The following is a 16,358-nucleotide window of genomic DNA, read 5'->3' on the forward strand; positions in this document are numbered from 1 at the left end:
TCAGCAGCTCAGCCTACTGATCGAGTGCCCGTCACGGCGGGCGAAGGGCGGTATGTATCGGTCAGGGTGGTTGGCCGGCCCGTTGCTGACGCAACGAGGCCCCGGACCAGATCATCTGAGATTCCGACCAGACCGACTGAGACGGGACAGGCGTTCATGTTCAGGATCAGTCTTTGTGATCAGTAGGCGGTGGTCTGGCCTGCGCTGATCAGTTTGTGGTGCGGCTGGGACCAGGCGATCGTGATGCCTCTGTACAGGCAGTGGCTGTGGGCGCTGATCGTGGGGTGGGGTCTGAGCTGCAGGTTTGTCAGTCTTCTGGTTGGTGATCAGGCCGTGTCATCTGTGCTGTCAACGGCCATTGAGATGCCCAGGTGGGCGGCCGTCGGGTGCCCGGGCTGGTGGCCATCAGAAATCCATGCCTGTGGCGAGCGGTGTTCCCGGGGGTGGGGGTCAGGTCAAGGGGACCACTCCCTTGCCGGCGAGTGCCTCGGCGAGGCGGTGTGAGTCGCCGGTCGTGGTCACCAGGTGAGCGTGGTGCATGAGGCGGTCGGTGCTGGCCCCGGCGAGAGCCTTGGGCATGATCGTGTCGAATCCTGAGGGGTGGATTTTGCTGGTCACCGCGATCGAGCGGCGTTCGTAGGCGGCGTCGATGATCCGGTAGAACGCCTCGGCGGCGTCCTCGCCGACCGGAAGCAGGCCGATGTCGTCGATGACGATCAGATCGGCCCGGCAGATCCGGGCGACCGTGCGGGCGGTCGAGCCGTCGACCTTCGACTTGCCGATCGCGGCGGCGGGGGTCTCCAGGGTGAAACCAGGCCACCCGCAGGTCCTTCTCGATCGCGGCCTGGGCCAAACCCTCGGTGAAGTGCGACTTCCCGGTTCCAGACGGCCGGCGATCACCAGGTTCTCCGCGCGGCCGATCCACTCCAGGGTGATCAGCGAGTTCTGGGTGGCTTCGGGGATGGTGGAGTCCTCGGCCCGCCAGGACGCGAGGGTCTTGCCGGTGGGGAAGTTCGCCGAGTGACGGCGAAGGCGCCGGGTGGCCGCGTCGCGGCCGGTGACCTCCTCGGAGATCAGCAGCCGCAGGACCTCGGCGGGATCCCACCGCGGGGCCGGGCAGTGGCCAGGACGTCGGGGGCAGCCTTGCGCATGTAGGGCAGGCGCATTCGGCGCATCAGCTTGTCGAGCTCCTCGGGCAGGGTCGGGGCCTGGGGAAACGTCACGGTCGGTAATTCCTTCGTGGGTCGCGGTGAGCGCCGATAGGCTCGGCGGATGATCAATATGGCGGTGCGTGGTGACAGCGGGAACGTCGTGGCTCGCGCCGAAGCCGGTGTGGAGTGGACGGCCGGCTTCGCGGATCTGGACCCGGCGCAGTTCCCGATGCTCTGGGCCCTGACGCCGTATGGGGATGCGGTCTTCAACCAGCGGCAGGTGCCGCTGCTGCTGTCGGAACTCGACCGGCTTCCTGCCGACTTGGGCGGTGACTGGGTCGGGCAGGCCCGCGAGCTGTGCCAGGTCGTCGAGCGCGGGCTGCACCTGTATCTGTGGTTCATCGGCGACTGACTGCGGTCAGTCGGCCCTCGACTCCCCAGCCGCCGCCTGCTGCCGGCCCAGGGCTTGCCAGGCGATGGTGCCGTTCTGGACGGAGTGGGCCTCGTCCGCGCGGACGACCTGGCCGACGGGCTTGCTGTCCGCGATGTGCTCAAGGATGGAGACCAGGTCGTCCTCGGCGAAGCGCCCGGCCGCAGCCGCGAGCCCGAGGGCCTGGTCGACCCGGTCGCTGCCCAGGACAGCGGCGAGCTCGACGGCGCGGGCCATCTTGGCGCGGATCCGGGACGCCCCGGCGGGTCCGGCCTCCTTCAGCCAGCGCCCGGCTCCCGGGCCGATGCCCACGAACGCGACCTCCGCCTCCGAGCGTGGTCGCAGCCTGGGCTGATGGACTGAGCGGCCGTCGGGGTGGTCGGGGTAGTGCGCATCGATGATCTGCGGGACGCCGGGTGTGGACAGCTGGTGACGCAGATCTCCGACAGGTCACCGGAGCTGGTGCGGGCCGTGATCGACAGCTCCTCGCCGACGACCCGGCACCAGACCCTGGCGCCGGTGTAGCCGGGCGGGGTCGAGTAGCGCACCGAGTTGAAGCTGACGGTGCGGTCCGAACCGACCATCCGCTCCTCGCCCAGCGCGAGCGCCAGCGGCTCCAGCGGGAGGACGTGCAAGGTGGTGCGTTCGATATCGAGCCGGTCCGCCGGGATCTGCCCGGTCGCCCGGTGCCGACGCGTGTTCACCGTGTCGCACCAGAGCAGGCAGGCGTCCGCGAGCTCGGCGAACGTGTCGTAGGCGGGCAGCAGCTTCGCCTCGGTGGGGACCCAGTCGGCCTTCGCGATGCGGACCGTGGCCTCCGCGCCGCCCTTTGACTCGGGGTCATAGGGAACGCAACTGACGACCTGGCAGCCGTAGTGCCGGCCCGCGGCGACCAGCTGCGGGTGCCGGACCGGGATCCCGGCGATGTGCTCGACGGTGACCGTCTTCGCGTTGTCGGTCAGCACGTAGGTCGGAGCCCCACCGATCCGCCGCAACGTGGTGTCCAGACAGGCCACCAAGGTGCCCAGGGTGCAGTCCCAGACCGGGATCACCACCCGGAAGCGGGACCAGGACAGGCACGCGCAGAACAGCCAGGTCCGCCGCCTGCCGATTTTCGGGCCCTCGCCCCAGTCGAACTGCAGCCACCGCCCGGGCTCGGGGATCCACGGACGGTAGGTCCGCCGCTTGCCGGCCCTCCACGCGGTCTTCGCCGCGTTCACCGCCCGCCGGGTCGAGCGCGCGCTGCCGCGGAAACCCATCTTCACCAGCTTGTCGTGGACCACGTCGGCGCGGATCGTCCCTTTCGACTGCTCGACCCACTCCTCGATCTTCTCCAGGAACGCGTCGATCATCTTCGGTCGCGGCTCGCGCTCGAACGGGTTCCGCCCGCTGGCACGGGCCTCGACGTACCGCTTGACCGTCTTCGGGTCGTGCCCCGTGAGGGCGGCCGCCGACCAGACCGTCTCGGTCAGGTCGTACGCCTCGAATATCTCCATAATCTCTCTGTCAGACTTCGTCACAGGACCTCTTCGACCGATTCGCTGATGCTTCGCAAACACCAGCAAACCGGATGAAGGGGTCTCCTTCGTCTACGGAAGCGATCAGGAACACCGCAGGCCGGACGGCCACCCACCTGGAATTCTGGTGGCCATCAGCCGGGACTCAACTGGCCGCACACCTGGACTCTGCCACGGCCGCCGACAATTGCCGCGTGGGAGCCCTGCCGCCTGCCAGGACGATGCCGGACCACGCCCCACAAGGGCGCATAGATGATCGCCGCGGGGCAAAGCCGCCCGGCCGTGGAGAGCATCCGGACATGGTGATGGCGGGCACTGGTACTCCGTGTCGCCCGTCATGGACGGGGATCCGCTCTTGGACGAGCCTGGTTTTTGGCCCGCGCACTTGGCGGACCTACGGCTCCTCGCGCTGCGGAGGCCACGTCCCAGGCGACGGGTCGTTGCAGCCACGCAGAGTCGGCAGATGTTCTTGCCTTCCACTCGATGCCGCACAACATGGGCGGAGGAGCCGTGAGCATGTTCAGGACCTCGGTCTGAGGAGCCCACCGCGAGGCGACGAGCTCCTCGAGGTCTTCTACCGTGCCCTGTCAGGACGGCGACGGTAGCGGAATCGCCAGGGAGACGGCGCCGTGCATGTCGAGCCAGGCGGTCTGCGGGCCTCGCACCAGGCGCAGGACGACGTGGGTGCAGTCGGGGCAGCGAGCGGTCCAGCCGGGGCCGCGGGAGTACACGTGGAGCATCGCGACCGGGCCGGTGCTACCGCAGTGCGCGCAGCGCGTGACGGCGGCGGTGACGTCGACGGTGAAGATCTCCGAGAGCGGTCCGGCGAGCGCGTTGCCGTCCTCGTACCCGTCGTCCTCGTAGTGCACCTCGTCCTCGTGGACGACGCCGTCGTGGTGCGCGGACGCGGACCCGGGGGAGGCGGGGACGTTGGCGGACGTGCCGTCGAGGTGATGCGGGATGTGGGTCATGGGCTCATCCTCCGGTCGGGCCGAAGCGTTCGGTGCGGATCCGGCCGGGATCGTGGCCGAGGCCGACCAGGAAGGCTGCGGCGGTCTCGACGAAGCCGGTGGGACCGCAGACGTAGACGGCGGGCTCGAAGTCCGGCGGCCAGCCCCAGGCGACAAGGTCCTGCGGGGTGAGCCGGCCGGCCGGGCGCGAGGAGCCGGGCGGCGCGGTCCGCGAGTAAAGGAACGTCGTGTCCAAGCCCGGCGCGCCGCGCTCCAGCTCCTGCGCGTAGAAGCGGTCGTCGGGAGTGCGCACGGAGTACAGCAGCCGGAACGGCACCCGGATGCCCAGGTCCGTGCGCACCCGGATCATCGCCATCACCGGGACGATCCCGGAACCCCCGGCGACCAGTAGCACCGGTTCGGTCTGCTGCCCGGGCCTCCATACGAACCAGCCGCCGACCGGACCGCGCAACTCGACGAGGTCGCCGGACACCATGTCGTCTGCGAGGTAGGGCGAGACCTCGCCGTCCTCCACCCGCTGCACAGTCAGCTCGACGAGGTCGCCGTCCGGAGCGGATGCGAGGGAGTAGCTGCGCTGGGTGCTGTAGCCGTCCTCGGCCGTCAGCCGCACGTCGACGTGCTGTCCTGGCAGGTGGCCGGGCCATCCGGGGACGTGCAGCACCAGCGTGCGCGCCGAGGGGGACTCGGGGCGCCGCTCCGTCAACTCGGCGGCGTGCCAGCGCAGCGGCCGGGCCCGCGGACGGTTCCAGGTCGCGGCGCGGGCGCCCGGGGCGTCCGCCGTGCCGGTCGCATCGGAACCCCCGGCCGTGCCCGTACCCCTGCCGGCGGCCGCGCCTTCGCTCGCGTCCACGCCCGCTCGCCCTAGTCGCCCTGGTAGCGCTGCTCGCGCCACGGGTCGCCGTAGTCGTGGTAGCCGGCGCTCTCCCAGAAGCCGGGCTCGTCCTCGGTGAGCAGCTCGATGCCGCGGACCCACTTCGCGGACTTCCACAGGTAGAGGTGGGGGACCAGGAGGCGGGCCGGGCCGCCGTGCTCGGCGGGCAGGTCCTCGCCGTCATAGGTGTGGGCGATCCACGCCTTGCTGTCGAGGAGGTCCTCCAGCGGGAGGTTGGTGGTGTAGCCCCCGTATGAGTGGACCAGGGCGAAGTCCGCGGCGGTCTCGACGTCGGCGAGTAGGTCGTCGAGTGAGATGCCTTCCCAGTGTGTGTCGAATTTCGACCACTTGGTCACGCAGTGCAGGTCCACGGTTGGGGTTTGGCCGGGCAGCGCGGTGAGCTGCGCCCAGTCCCAGGTGTGTTTCTGCCCGGTCTCTGTGGTGATGGTGAAGGTCCACTCGTCCCGTGACACCCGCGGTGTCGGTCCTGCGGAGAGCACGGGGAAGTCGGAGGTCTCGTACTGGCCGGGAGGCAGCTTGTGCCCGTCGGTCGGCCGCCTGCCGTGGAATCCCCGCGACACGATCCCCATGGTGCTCGACCCTTCCTGTCCGCCCTCCTCCCAGGATGCAGCGTGCCCGCCCGGCTCGCGCGACGGACGGATATTCCAGGTCGACGGACACAGGCGGTGCTGCGGCGCCGTGGCCGGGGGCCGGTCCTTTCTACGCAAGGGCGGCTTTCAGCCCGGCCGCGGTCAGTGGCAGGTGCAGCCGTGTGGTCATCCCGGCCGCGGTCGGTGGCAGGTGCAGCCGTGTGGTCATCCCAGCGGTGGGGCACGCTGATGTCCATACCTTTCCTGATGTGGGTCTGACCTGGTCGTTTGGTAGCCAGCATGGCGGGTGGCCTCGCACTCTTTGACTTGGGCGCACCCGCATCCCAGTACCGGCGTTGTTCTCGGTGGCCGCGACCGGTCGCCTCGACTTCATCCCCCTTGGACGCCGGAGTCGGTGACCTCGCGCTCCTCGCTGCGCCGCACGCTGCCCAGCGGTTCCTCGCACCGTGGACAGCACACTGGGTCCAGACGTCCCGGGACCCGCCCGTCCCAGGACCCGCCGGGCCTGCCAGGTCTCCCGGGCGTCCAGCAGCCGCTGCCCCGCGCGCATTCGCGCGGCGGTTACCTCCGTGAGTGTCTGCTCGGTCTCCTGCAACAGCGCCCGCCTGTCACGCACTTCCGCCGACGCCTCGTCGCCGGCCTGCAGCAGCGGGGAGATGTCCTGGGCAGATGCGCGACGCACGGCCTCGATCTGCCTGCCTACGTCGGCGAGTTCCGTCTCCCACGCCTCACGCTCGGCGTGGCGGGCCTCCGCGTCACCTTCCGCCCGCCGCTGCCCCTGGGCGATCGTCTTCTTCTCCCGTTTCCCGGCGACGGACAGCCCGGCAACGGCACTGGGTGCGCGGGTGGTCGGCCCCGGGGGTGGCAGGCGCCCGGAGTGCTGGGCGAGGCGAAGTCGCACGGATGAACTCGCCATCTATTGGGCGTCCACCGGCCCGCGCTCCCGTAGCGCGACCCACTTCTCGGCGACAGGATGGCGAATGGGTGTTCCCACGAGATGTGGAGCCGAACGTCACCGTCTCGCCCATGGGCGAGCAGCCCGAATGGAGGTCGCGGCTATGGAGGAGAGCACCGACCGGCAGCTGCTGGAGCTCGCCAGAAATGTGGGCGTGGCTGACGTGATGGACGCGATGGGCCATCTTCACCGGCACCACAGCCACATGGTGGACCTTTCGAGTCCCATGCCGGACCGCTTGCTGTTCGGGCCCGCCGTGACGATGTCGTTCTTTCCGTCGTGCGAGGACGCGCTGCCCTCAGAGACGTTCAACTTCGTCAATGTCTTCGACCGGGCTGTCCGTGAGGGCGGCCGGGGCCGTGTGCTGGTGATGGCGAGCAATGGGTACCCGGACGTGTCACTCGGCGGAGGGACGAAGATGTCACGGCTGGTGGGGCATGGCCTGTGCGGCGTCCTCGCCGACGGCAGGCTGCGGGACTTCGGCCAGCTGGCGGAGCTTGGGCTCGCCGTGTACTGCCGGGGCGAGGCGTTTAGATGGGGCGGCGACAAGGTCACGCCGGTCGAGGCCAACCGGCCCGTCGTGGTCGGCGGGGTGGCCGTCCGGCCGGGGGACTACGTGTTCGCCAGGGGGTCCGGCGCTGTGATCATCCCCCGAACCCAGGTGCTTGAGGTGCTGACGGATGCGAAGGCGACGATGGACAACGAGGCCGCGGTCGCGGAGGGGTGGACACGCGATGCCGCCGACGGATGACCGCAACGGCCGGCCGTGCGATGCGGGGGCGTCCCGTCCCGCTGGCGCGTGTCAACGCGTCTCCGGGACGGCTCGCCACGGAGACCTCCCTTATTTTGCTGTGGGGGCGTTGGGGTCGCGCAGCGGTCCGAGGTCGCAGGGCGGGTGGGGGAGCTGGGCCCGGCCGGTCGTGCTGGTGTGGTGCTGTACGAACGGTGAGAGGCGGCGCAGGTCCTCGTTGCGGACGTCGGTGCCGGGAAAAGATCAGTCCGGGTGCCCGGATACTCGGGGTGCGTCAAGAAAGGATTCGCATGAGTGTGGAGAGCGCCTTGGGCCATGCAGCGTCGGAGGGCGCCCCGTATCCAACGACGAAGGCATCGGCCATGACGGTCAGGGACCGTTCATGGCGGTATTGAGACAGGCCAGCTACTTTGAGGCCCTGCCGGGTTGCCGACTGAAGGACCCGCTGCTGTGTACCGGGCGGCAGACCGAGCACGGTGTGCAGGCCGGCCGGTGCCCCGATGACGCACACCTGTGGGGCGTGCTGAGCCAGGGCTGTGACGAGAGCGTCTCGTCGATCGCGGTAGCGCCGACGGGCAGCGCGTACGTGCCGGTCGTAGGCGCCTGAGGTAATGAATTCCGCCATGGTGAGCTGGCTGAAGACCTCGCACGAGTCGATCTGCCCCTTGGCCGCCACGGCCTCCTCAGCAACCATGGGAGGCAGCGCCATCCATGCCAGCCGCAGGCCTGGAGCAAGGGTCTGGCTGGCGGTACCCAGGTAGACCACGCAGTCGGGGTCGAGTCCTTGGAGCGCCCCGACAGACTGGCGGTCGAACCGGAACTCACCGTCGTAGTCATCCTCCAGGACCAAGCCGCCAGTCCTTCTGGCCCAGTCCACGACCGCCGTCCGGCGATCGCGGTGCAGCGTCGTGCCGATAGGGAACTGGTGAGCAGGTGTGAGTAGGACCGCATCGGTGCCGGCGGGCGGCACCGGGTCGGTTCCGTGGGCATCCAGGGGCAGCGGGAGGGTCTTCAGCCCAGCGGCCTCCAGCAGGCCGCAATAGCTGTTTAGGCCGTGGGACTCGACGGCGACGGTCTTCGCGCCGCGCCCGGCCAGGACTCGGCTCAGGATCTGCAGGCCGTTGGAGACGCCGGCGCAGATCACGATGTGCTCTGAGCTCACGTACACCCTCCGGGCTCGAGCGAGATGATCTGCGAGTGCGGCCCGTAGTTCCGGCCGACCGCGGGGGTCGCCGTAGCCGAGCGCGTCATCGGGGGCGGCGGCCAGGGCGCTGCGTGTGGCCTTCAGCCAGGCTGCACGAGGAAAGGCGGTGAGATCGGGGCTGCCTGGTGTCAGGTGGTGGCAAGTGTCGTCGGACGGTTCGGCGGCCGCGCGTGCCACGATCGGCCGGGTGATCACCCTGTCTGCCACAAGTGTGCCCGAGCCTCTGCGGGCGGTGAGCCATCCCTCGGCGACGAGGTCGGCATAGGTATCAGCCACGGTGTTGCGGGCGAGGTGGAGGTCGGCAGCGAGCTGGCGGGAGGAGGGCAGCCGCGTTCCAGAGGCCAGATGGCCGGTGCGTACAGCTGCGCGCACGGCTTCGGCCAGCGCACGACGCGCACCTCGTCCAGCTCGTGTCAAATCCCTCTCAAAGGCACCCCGCAGCTGCGCTGGACTGATCGTGGCGCGAGCGCCGAGGGGCTCGACGGAGGCTTCGGGGTTGATCGGAGCATGGACCGGGCCGTCGGACAGTTCGTCGTCGATGGCCGTGGTGCGCTGGTTGTCATTGGTCGGCTCAGTATTCACGACGCGAACCTCAGCTCTCCACGACCTGCTCTGCCGGCGTAGGCGGTTTCGTCGACTTGGCCGGCGGTGCGGGCGAGTAGGACGACATCGACTCCAGCCTGGTCAAGTCCAGTCGCGATCGCTGCGCCAATGCCATGATCAGAGCCGGTGAATCAGCGCGGTCTTGCCAACAAGCCCAGCTGTCCTGCATGAGCGTCCCTTTCCACGCGGTGTGGGCGATGAGCTCTCCCACGCACTCTGGAGCACCAGGCGACTCGGATGAGTGAGATAGTTTCCCCGATTTGCACCTATCTGATGAGCGTCGCTCATTCGCGCCGTCTTACCGCGCTGTCGCGTTGTTCCTCGACGCCTTCGTACCGCCCCGATCGGGACCTGACCCACGCCGGGAAGTTTGCGATCTCCTGCATGAATCCGTCGGTTCGGTTGTCTGATGTCACCGAAGCGGGCCGCGATGCCGCAGGGGTGCCACAACTCATGCCGGGCCTCGCAGGCCAGGCCCTGAAGCGCGTCAGGGTGCAAGAGGTACGAGTCGAGCTGGCCACGGCGCTCCGGCAGACCATGCTCCTCACCGTGCCAGACCACCTACCGGGTCTGTACACCGCCGCAGCCATGGGGCAGGTGCGCCTCCATGCGGGCCATCGCTTGGCGCGAACCGGATCCCTCAACCATCGCTGGGGTCGATATGCAGCACGGTGCAGCTGGCGAATTCGTTCCGAGCCCATCGCGACGATCAGCTCCTTGGTGCGCGTCAGCATGGTCGGTGGGCGTGGCCATGGTCGCAGCTCGGCTGTCGTGTCGACTGGGCGCCGGCGGCCTGCTCCCCGGGCCGCGGGCTCGTCGGGACGGCGAGGCCCGGGCGATGGCTCCACGCCGGCGAGTCGAGAGCCAGAGGAAAAGGACCTTGAGGTCCATTCGGGATCCCTGCTACCGTCCGAAACGGTAATCTGGCCGATATGGCGGAACAGGCGAGCGACAAAAATGGCTCCCGGTTGACTGAGCGCGGGCGGGCGACTCAAGAGCGCATTTTGAGGGCCGCCGCCGACATGATGTACGTCAAGGGTGTGAGTGCAACGACCCTCGATGATGTCAGGGCGGCCAGCGGAACGAGTAAGTCCCAGCTCTACCGCCACTACCCCGACAAGGATGCGCTGGTGCGGGACGTTGTCGCGTTGCAGGCCGCAGAAGTGCTCGAGCGCCAGCAGCAGCTATTGCGGCGGCTGAACTCCATCCGCGGGCTAGAGCGCTGGCGGGACGCGGTGATCGAAAACAATGCACTCCGAAACGGAGCGTATGGCTGCAGGCTCGGCTCCCTTGCTGGCGAGCTGGCGGATCAGGACGAAGAGGCGCGCCAGGCGATCGCCCGGCACTTCGAGACCTGGGAAGGGCTTCTCGAGGCTGGGCTCAAGCGGATGAAGGACTCGAAGGTCCTTCGTGCCGACGCGGACGCCGGAGAGCTCGCCACCGGCCTCATGGCCGCCCTTCAGGGCGGCTACCTCCTTGCCCAGACGGCTCGGGACGTCAAACCCATGAGGATCGCTCTCGACATGGCGATCGCGCACGTCAAGGCCTATGCCGCTCCTCTCGAGGACGGCAATTCGTCCGAAGAGGGCACCGGAAGCCGTTGAACCGACTGGGACAAGGCGGAGCCAACAAGTCCCGGTGCGGTACCGCAGGCGGATCGTCGGTTTCCTCCCTTTGGGACTTTAGCGTCCATCTATTGGACGATCTAGGCGTCAGCGGGACGACGTGTTCGTGTGCATGCTCCCCTGCTCGTCTGCGGCCCGATGTGGCACTCCGTGAAGGTGAGAGCTCTGTGGAGCCCTCTGGCCGGACGGACCGTGGATAGAGCGTCCACCGTCCACTCACTGTTGCTGCGTGCCTTCCTTCATGCCGGAGGCCACCGAGTGGTTCGCCAGCCGCCATTCGTCGCGACCCACGCACACACCCTGCTCCCCACCGCAGCACCATGGCCGCCGTGTAACGAGAGGTGAAGCAGGCGGACCACCAAAGAGGGGACTATTTAGTCCAGAAAATTGGGCCGATCTGCGGTACGTTTGGTGATAGCAGTCCCTTGCGGACAGCCAAGCAGTCAAACGGCACGAGGATCCCCAAGGCGGTAGGCACCATGTATGCGGGCGTCCGGTTCTCAGTGCTCGGCCCAGTTCGGCTCCACAGACAGGGTGGCGAGGCCGGAGCTGGTCAGCCGAGGCAGTGCGCTGTCCTCGCGTCGCTGTTGCTCAGGGCAGGCAAGCCTGTAAGTCTCTCGAAGCTGGTGGAGGACGTGTGGGGCGACGAGGCCCCACCGTCGGCGGTAGGCTCCGTGCGCACCTACGTCTACCGGCTCAGGCAGGCACTGGGGGAGCAGAGTGACAGCTCCGTAAGCCTGGTCGACGGGGGTTACCTGCTGCACATTCAACCGGACGCTCTGGACCTGAACAGATTCAAGGAGACCACGGCAAGGGCAAGGGAGGCCCGCAGCACCGGCGACTTGGTGTCCGCAGCGAGACTGCTGCGCGAGGGCCTCGACATGTGGAAAGGAGTGGCCCTTGCCGGGGTCCCAGGGCCGTTCGCGGAGCAGCAGCGCAATGTCCTCGGCGAGCTACGCCTCGCCTGTGCTGAGGAGCAGCTCGCCTGCGAAGTGGAGAGAGGGCGCTACGCAGAAGCCGCTGCAGAATTGTCCTGTCTGCTTGCCGAGCACCCGCTTCGGGAGCGCATATGCAGCCTCCTCATGACGGCGCTCTACGGTGCGGGGAGGCAGTCCGAGGCACTGACGATCTACCACGCGACCAGTCACCTGCTGCGTCAACGCCTTGGCGTCAGCCCATCGCCCGAACTGCAGCAGGTCCACGAGCGCATCCTCTCCCGGCGATTCCAGCTCCCGCAGAGCGCCGACCGCCCGGAGGGCGCGCCACGGACGCCCCCGCCCCACGTCCCGGCTCAGCTCCCAGCCGCCCTTCCGAGCCTCGTCGGCCGCGAGAGAGAGCAGGAGCAGGTCGAGCGCTTGGTCGCCGATGCTGAGGCGACGTCCTCTGTCGCCATCTGCATGGTCGGCGGACTAGCCGGCGTTGGCAAGACGGCTTTCGCCACCACGGTCGCCCACCGTCTGGCTGACCGCTTCCCGGACGGCCAGCTCTTTGCAGATCTGCAAGGAGCCGGTCCGGAGGCCGAGCCCCGAGACCCCTCGCACGTGCTTGAGGACTTCCTCCAGTCCCTGGGGGTCCGCCCCGAGCACATGCCCGAGACCCCGCAGGCACGGGCGCTCATGTTCCGCGGCTTGCTGGCCAACCGCCGAGTGCTCGTCGTGCTCGACAACGCGTGGAACACGGGACAGCTAAAACACCTCCTCCCCGGAGGTGCCGGCTCCATGGCCCTTGTCACCAGCCGCATGCAACTGCACGCGCTCGTAGCTGCCTACCAGGCGCTTCCGCTGACACTCATGCCCCTGAGCCGGACGGACGCACGCAGTCTCCTCGCCCGCCGACTCGGCGCAGCAAGGACAGCAGCTGAACCAGAGGCCGTCGACCGCATCATCCGGCTGACCGGGCAGCTCCCCTTGGCCCTGGCCAACGTCGCCGCCCGCGCGGCCTATCGACCGCAGCTGTGCTTGGCGAGCCTGGCCGACGAGTACGAGGGGCCAGAGCACAGCACTCTGGACGCCTTCGCGAGCGGTGAGGACCAGGCGCTCGACGTCCGCGAGTCCATCGCCCGGTCGTACCGCCTCCTCGACACGGAGACAGCCGCGCTCTTCCGTGCGCTGAGTGCCTGCCCAGCCTCCATCTTCGCGGCATCGCAGGTCGCGGAGCTGGCCAGACGGCCCGAACGCCGGGTCCGCCAGGTCCTGTCACGCCTCACCCGAACCCACCTCGTCTCGGAAATCGGCCCTGGACGGTACAGCTGGCACCGGCTTGTGGCCGCATACGCAGCGGAGCAGGCGGGGCAGGGGTTTCTCGACCAGGAGGAACCAGCCCGTCGGTAGGGCGAGCCCGGCAGGCATTCATGTCCTTGCCACAGGCACCCGGCAGCGAGGGGCGAGCTCGTCGCCGGCGCCGCAATCTTCCCACTGCTCACGGACAGGGGAGGCAGAACCGGTGGGACTGCCCCTCTCACGCGGCCGTCGTGCTCGCCGGCGAGACATCCGCGTGAACGCTGTGACTCCAGTCGTCACCATGCGACCTGTTCAAAAAAGGTGTTTCCCGTAGACCAGTTGGACAGTGCGAGGGAGCCGTTGAGCAGCCTGCACCCGCTTGACAGGGTCGGCACCCCGCAGGACCTGGCGTCCGCGGTCATGTTCCAGTTCTCGTCGGCCTCGAACTGGACCACCGGCACCCTCCCCACGTCCACGGCGGGCTCATCGCAGACCCAATTACCAGACGCACCTGCAAGTCGATTTTGGTCGCGCGCGCATCGGCTCAGGCGTGGGAGCCCGGAAATCAGTGCATCAGCCGAGAGTGAGGGGCTGGGCGACTCAATCGGCGCACGCCCCGCGCCGTGCGCGAGTCCCTCGTCTAAACACGCCGGAATCCTGTCCGTGAATTCCGAGGATGTGCGCACGCCGAGGGCAGCGATTTTGCGTAGACGTTGTGTAGATGGTCTCGTGATTGGTTGGTCCCCACGAAATGACCTGGGGATGGAGAACCATGCACTCTGCGGATGTTAGAAGAACGTGCCGCTCGGCTCCGGATGGACACGCCGGAATCAGCTGTAACGCCCCGGCAGCAGGAACCGCCTCGGAACGAGGGCAGCTCGACCCGGAGTCCGCTGCGTGGGTGGACGCGCTCGAGGGCGGTCGTGGGCCGCAGTACGAGCAGGCCTGCACGCAGCTGTACGAACTGCTGGTGCGGATCGCCATGAACGAAGTGTTCCGACGGGGCCCTCGTTACCGAATTGCCGGGCCCGAGCTGAGCGATCTCGCCCACCAGGCGGCCGCCGACGCACTGATGGGGATCACGCGTAAAATCCAAGAATTTCGAGGCGACGCTAGGTTCACCACGTGGGCGTTTCGATTTGTCGCACTTGAAGTGTCCAGCAAGCTGAACCGCCATTTCTGGCGTGTTCCAAATGCCCGGTTGGACCTGGTCGAAGGGCAAGTACCCGACCGCTCCGGCATCGATCCCGTCAGCCACTGGCAGGCACGAGAGCTGGTTGAAGCCACGCGCGACGCAGTCGAGACAGCACTGAGTGCCCACCAGCGGCGGGTCTTCACCGCGGTCGTCAACGGAATTCCTCTGGAGACGCTCGCCAGTGAGCTGAAGACGAACCGTAACGCGCTCTACAAGACGATGTTTGACGTCCGTAAGAAACTGCGGGCTCAGCTGATAGCTGGCGGACATCTCAGCGCTTTGGGCTAATGCGGCGACGACGTCGTCGGCCAGGGGGTGGCTGAAGATCGCGATTTGCAGCTGGAGTACTACTGAAGTTGAAAGGGTGAAGTCGGGTCGGTTTGCCTGACGGGTGCTGACCGGCGCTGGTAGCCATCTGGGTGTGAGGTACGCGCAGGGCGGCGGTTTGACCGCTGCGGGGAGGGCCGCCCGGGAGCGGGTCAGGCTGCAGGCCGTGGAACGCTTCGAACGCGAGGATAAGAACCGGGAGATCGCGGCCGCGCTGCGGGTCAGTGAGCGGTCGGTTGAGAGATGGCGCCGAGCTTGGCGGGAGCAGGGCGCGATGGGGCTACTGTCCGCAGGCTCGCCTGGACGGCCCAAGCTCAGCGCGGCCCAGGTCGACAGGCTGGAACGTGAGTTGGAGCGGGGACCGCTGGTCCACGGCTGGGCAGATCAGCGGTGGACGCTGGCACGGGTGAAGGCCCGGATCGGCCGTCTCTTCCATGTCACCGTGGAGGGCACCTGGCAGTTGCTGAAGCGGCATGGCTGGTCATGGCAGCAGCCTGCTCGGCGGGCGATCGAGCGGGATGACGAAGCGGTCGAGCTGTGAAAGAAGGAGGTCTGGCCGCGGGTAAGAGCACCGCGGCGGCGCTCGGGGCCTGGATCGTCTTCCAGGACGAGGCCGGGCAATCGATGACGCCGCCGCGTGCCAGGACCTGGGGCCGGGTCGGCCGCACTCCGGTGGTGCGGGTCCGCGGCCGGGGATCCGGACGGGTCTCGATGGCAGGAATGGTCTGCTACAGGCAGGGGAAACGGTCGCGGCTGATCTACGCCGTCCGCGAGTACCGCGGCCGCAAAGACGAGCCGAAGGGCTTCGGCTGGCGCGATCTGCGGGACTTGCTTGTCCGAGCCCGCATCCAGCTTGGCGGCCCGATCGTGCTCGTCTGGGACAATGTGCGCCTGCACCTGACCGCCGGGATGAGGGAGTGGGCCGCCGCGAACGTGCACTGGTTCACCATCTTCCAACTGCCCGCATACGCACCTGACCTCAATCCGCAAGAAGGCATCTGGTCGCTGGTCAAACGAGAGGCTGGCAACCGCGCCGCGGCCGACCTCGCCCAGATCACCAAGGCCGTCAAGCGCAGGCTCAAGCAGATCCAGTACCGGCCGGACATAGTCGACGGCTGCCTCGCCGGCACTGGCCTTGCCATCCACGAGTAACGAACCCGGGAACGGCCAGCCGGCACGGGGCCCTACGATCGCGGCACCCCACCGAACGCCTGTGCCCGACGAATTGAGTGAGTCCGTGAGCGACGACGTCCTGTCGATCATTCCGACCGATCCCCAGTGGCAGCCCGACCGGGCGGCGGCCGAGCGGACTGCCGCGCTCGCCGCGGATCTGGCTCCCGGACTGCCGGATGGCGTGGAGGTCGAGATCGACGTCACCTGGCACGACGCCCTCACCCCCGTCGACTGCGGCGACAACCTGGAACGGATCGGCTGCCCGCACTGCGGTGCCTCGATCGACACCGAGTGGTACGCCGACCTGCTGGAAACCCACTGTGAGGACGGCTTCGCCACCTTGGCCGTGGAAGTGCCCTGCTGCGGCGCCGCAACGTCGCTGGACGTGTTGGAGTACGACTGGCCGTGCGGCTTCGCCCGCTTCGAGATCGCCATCTGGAACCCCGAACGTGACTGGTTCGGCGACGAGGAACTGGCCACTATCGGCGACACACTCGGGCATCCGGTGAAGCAGGTCAGAGCCCACATCTGACTCGGGTCCCAGCAGGAACCAAGTGCAGCCGTCCAGCCCGACATCACCCATTCAAGTTCAGTAGTGTCCGTCGTGCGTCGACGGGGAAGGTCGGCTGGCCGCCCTTCCGAGTGGCCGAAGCGGACTCCGACCCCGTTGCTGCAGTAGTACCGTGTCAACGAGGCTTCGTGGACGGCTTTTTGGCGCAGACACCCCTTTTGGCTATGGGGAGGTCCTGCCTTCA

The 16,358-nt window shown here is 68.0% G+C and carries 15 protein-coding genes and 1 pseudogene; 8 read left to right on the top strand and 8 right to left on the bottom strand.

The window, feature by feature from the left end; translation table 11 throughout:
- Window positions 1-450 precede the first annotated feature (450 nt).
- Together AB0L59_RS26735 and AB0L59_RS26740 are read right to left on the bottom strand one after the other, a co-directional pair.
- Complete coding sequence (locus AB0L59_RS26735) at window positions 451-900, bottom strand: ATP-binding protein (RefSeq protein ID WP_365588275.1); 450 nt, start codon at window positions 898-900, stop codon at window positions 451-453.
- A gap of 173 nt (window positions 901-1,073) precedes the next feature.
- A complete protein-coding gene (locus tag AB0L59_RS26740; RefSeq protein WP_365588278.1) occupies window positions 1,074-1,223 on the bottom strand; it encodes a hypothetical protein in 150 nt (49 codons plus the stop codon).
- 49 nt (window positions 1,224-1,272) lie between these two features.
- On the opposite strand from AB0L59_RS26740, the gene AB0L59_RS26745 reads away from it, so the two are divergent.
- Complete coding sequence (locus AB0L59_RS26745; RefSeq protein WP_365588281.1) at window positions 1,273-1,563, top strand: hypothetical protein; 291 nt, start codon at window positions 1,273-1,275, stop codon at window positions 1,561-1,563.
- A 6-nt stretch (window positions 1,564-1,569) separates the two neighbouring features.
- Here AB0L59_RS26745 and AB0L59_RS26750 read toward each other — a convergent pair whose 3' ends face one another.
- From AB0L59_RS26750 to AB0L59_RS26770, 5 genes are all read right to left on the bottom strand, one after another.
- Window positions 1,570-1,893: a hypothetical protein gene (locus AB0L59_RS26750; RefSeq protein WP_365588283.1), complete on the bottom strand. Its 324-nt coding sequence runs from the start codon at window positions 1,891-1,893 to the stop codon at window positions 1,570-1,572.
- Window positions 1,860-3,077: an IS21 family transposase gene (gene istA, locus AB0L59_RS26755; protein ID WP_365588285.1), complete on the bottom strand. Its 1,218-nt coding sequence runs from the start codon at window positions 3,075-3,077 to the stop codon at window positions 1,860-1,862. Before istA ends, AB0L59_RS26750 begins: the two co-directional genes overlap by 34 nt.
- Window positions 3,078-3,685: 608 nt before the next feature.
- Window positions 3,686-4,069 carry a DUF6510 family protein gene (locus AB0L59_RS26760; RefSeq protein WP_365588288.1) on the bottom strand — a complete coding sequence of 128 codons (384 nt, stop codon included), beginning with the start codon at window positions 4,067-4,069 and terminating at the stop codon, window positions 3,686-3,688.
- Window positions 4,070-4,073: 4 nt separating this feature from the next.
- Window positions 4,074-4,793: a ferredoxin reductase gene (locus tag AB0L59_RS26765; protein WP_365588399.1), complete on the bottom strand. Its 720-nt coding sequence runs from the start codon at window positions 4,791-4,793 to the stop codon at window positions 4,074-4,076.
- A 137-nt stretch (window positions 4,794-4,930) separates the two neighbouring features.
- Window positions 4,931-5,530 (bottom strand): sulfite oxidase-like oxidoreductase, encoded by a 600-nt coding sequence (locus AB0L59_RS26770; RefSeq protein ID WP_365588290.1) that lies wholly within the window; start codon window positions 5,528-5,530, stop codon window positions 4,931-4,933.
- Window positions 5,531-6,609: 1,079 nt separating this feature from the next.
- Between AB0L59_RS26770 and AB0L59_RS26775 the strand changes: the two genes are divergently transcribed.
- Window positions 6,610-7,257 (top strand): RraA family protein, encoded by a 648-nt coding sequence (locus AB0L59_RS26775; protein WP_365588292.1) that lies wholly within the window; start codon window positions 6,610-6,612, stop codon window positions 7,255-7,257.
- Between the two features lie 274 nt (window positions 7,258-7,531).
- Here AB0L59_RS26775 and AB0L59_RS26780 read toward each other — a convergent pair whose 3' ends face one another.
- On the bottom strand, window positions 7,532-8,902 hold the full coding sequence (locus AB0L59_RS26780; protein ID WP_365588402.1) for a PLP-dependent aminotransferase family protein: 1,371 nt from the start codon (window positions 8,900-8,902) through the stop codon (window positions 7,532-7,534).
- Window positions 8,903-9,996: 1,094 nt separating this feature from the next.
- Between AB0L59_RS26780 and AB0L59_RS26785 the strand changes: the two genes are divergently transcribed.
- From AB0L59_RS26785 to AB0L59_RS26810, 6 genes and pseudogenes are all read left to right on the top strand, one after another.
- Window positions 9,997-10,668, top strand: coding sequence for a TetR/AcrR family transcriptional regulator (locus AB0L59_RS26785; RefSeq protein ID WP_365588295.1), 672 nt, complete (start codon window positions 9,997-9,999; stop codon window positions 10,666-10,668).
- Window positions 10,669-11,114: 446 nt separating this feature from the next.
- Window positions 11,115-13,019: a BTAD domain-containing putative transcriptional regulator gene (locus AB0L59_RS26790; protein WP_365588298.1), complete on the top strand. Its 1,905-nt coding sequence runs from the start codon at window positions 11,115-11,117 to the stop codon at window positions 13,017-13,019.
- 790 nt (window positions 13,020-13,809) lie between these two features.
- The gene (locus tag AB0L59_RS26795) at window positions 13,810-14,391 is read left to right on the top strand and encodes a sigma-70 family RNA polymerase sigma factor (protein WP_365588301.1); all 582 of its coding nucleotides are present in this window, start codon (window positions 13,810-13,812) and stop codon (window positions 14,389-14,391) included.
- Window positions 14,392-14,524: 133 nt separating this feature from the next.
- Window positions 14,525-15,058, top strand: a pseudogene (locus tag AB0L59_RS26800) (winged helix-turn-helix domain-containing protein).
- Window positions 15,055-15,582: a transposase gene (locus AB0L59_RS26805; protein WP_365588302.1), complete on the top strand. Its 528-nt coding sequence runs from the start codon at window positions 15,055-15,057 to the stop codon at window positions 15,580-15,582. Before AB0L59_RS26800 ends, AB0L59_RS26805 begins: the two are co-directional and overlap by 4 nt.
- A gap of 85 nt (window positions 15,583-15,667) precedes the next feature.
- Window positions 15,668-16,135 carry a hypothetical protein gene (locus AB0L59_RS26810; RefSeq protein WP_365588305.1) on the top strand — a complete coding sequence of 156 codons (468 nt, stop codon included), beginning with the start codon at window positions 15,668-15,670 and terminating at the stop codon, window positions 16,133-16,135.
- The last annotated feature ends 223 nt before the right edge of the window (window positions 16,136-16,358 follow it).

The organism is Streptomyces sp. NPDC052109 (assembly GCF_040680195.1).
In the GTDB taxonomy this organism is placed as follows: domain Bacteria; phylum Actinomycetota; class Actinomycetes; order Streptomycetales; family Streptomycetaceae; genus Streptomyces.